This is a genomic window from Mucilaginibacter sp. P4_G9 (assembly GCF_056400985.1).
The window spans coordinates 1-1,833 of sequence record NZ_JBFUKF010000659.1 but is presented as its reverse complement, the minus strand read 5'-3'; the positions used below and the strand labels follow the sequence as shown (position 1 = coordinate 1,833).

The 1,833-nt window shown below is 41.5% G+C and carries 1 protein-coding gene; it reads left to right on the top strand.

The features are described from left to right. Positions 1 to 257 precede the first annotated feature (257 nt). Positions 258 to 1,823, top strand: a complete 1,566-nt coding sequence (locus AC1DPZ_RS26450) for a glycoside hydrolase family 10-like protein (RefSeq protein WP_477409126.1) — start codon at positions 258 to 260, stop codon at positions 1,821 to 1,823. Positions 1,824 to 1,833: the final 10 nt, after the last annotated feature.

Sequence of the window (1,833 nt, the reverse complement as noted above, 5' to 3'; positions counted from 1 at the left end):
TATCTATATAAATTGATATTACCTGCTTTTATTGCAATTTTAAGTGTTGTTTCAAATTAATTACACAACGGTATTAAACGTAAAAAGATTTAAAATATGATTTTTTTTTTAAAATTGAGATTTTAAAATTATGCTGGCGACGGATAAAAATAAGTACAATATGCCAAAATCGCAATATCAAAGCAAATTTATATAGGATAATAAAAGGCCTACCATAGGAGTTTTATATCTTTGTATCTTCTAATTAATACGTTTTAATGTATATATACCGCCATTTTTTACTGCTGATAGCCCTCTTGTTTATTGTAATAAGCATTAAGGCACAACCAGCTGAACCGACAAATTCACCTGTGTTAGCTAAAACAGAACCCAAGCGCGAATTTAGAGGGGTATGGGTTGCAACCGTAGTAAATATCGACTGGCCAACCAGCACCAAACTAACATCCGACCGGCAGAAACAGCAATTGATTGATATACTAAACTCGCACCAGGAAACCGGTATTAATGCGGTTATGCTACAGGTAAGGCCCGCTGCCGATGCCTTTTACACCAAAAGCCGTGAGCCATGGTCAAAATATTTAACGGGCAAGCAGGGGCAGGGACCAAGCCCGGCTTATGATCCGCTTGAATTTGCCATTACCGAAGCCCACAAACGAGGCATGGAGCTACATGCCTGGTTTAACCCATATAGAGCAACTTTTGACGGCAATTTTGCAGCGCTTAGTCCGCAGCATATCACTAAAATAAAGCCCGGATGGTTTTTTACCTACGGTGGTATTAAAACATTTAACCCAGGCCTGCCCGAAGTGCGCGATTATATAGTACAGGTAATACTGGATGTAGTGGATAATTATGATATCGACGGCGTACACATGGATGATTATTTTTATCCTTATCCTATTGCCGGGCAAAAAATAAACGATGAAGATACCTATGCCAAATATGGCGAAGGGTACGATAATATAAAAGATTGGCGGCGCCATAATGTTGACCTGTTGATAAAAATGATTGGCGACAGCGTGCATGCGCATGATCCTAACATTAAATTTGGGGTCAGCCCGTTTGGAATCTGGGCCAATAAAGCCCAGGATGAAGAAGGATCTGAAACCAATGGCGGATCATCCTATTATGAAAATTATGCCGACTCGCGCGAGTGGATCAAAGAAGGCTGGGTAGATTATATAAACCCGCAATTGTACTGGCCTATTGGTAACCGGGCCGCCGCCTTTGATAAATTGCTAAACTGGTGGAGCAATAATACTTATGGCCGACATTTGTACATAGGCCAGGCCGCTTACCGCATTAATGAACGAAAAACTGCTGCCTTTAAAGATCCCACTCAGTTGCCCGACCAGATTAACATGATCAGAAATAACCCGAGAGTGCAGGGAAGTGTTTATTTCAGTTCCACCTCGCTTACCAATAACCCCCTCGGCATTATCGATTCATTACGGGATAATTATTACAGGTACCCGGCATTGCCGCCTGTTATGCTTTGGCGCGATTCAGTAGCTCCTAATGCCCCACAAAATGTTACGGCAAGGCCATCGGTAAATAAAAACAGCGTAGTGGTGAGGTGGCTTACTCCTACACTTGCAAAAGATGAAGAGGCGGTGTACGGCTATGTTATATACCGCTTTGATAATGAGAAAATAAATATCGACGATCCCAAAAACATCCTGAAGATCATCTATAATGCTAACCTTAGCTACGAGGATAACACTGTTCAAAAAGGTAAAACTTATTTTTATGTGGTAACTGCACTGGACAGGCTCAAGAACGAGAGTGAACGATCGCCTACCATAGCGGTCACGGTACCTTAATGTTTAGCTG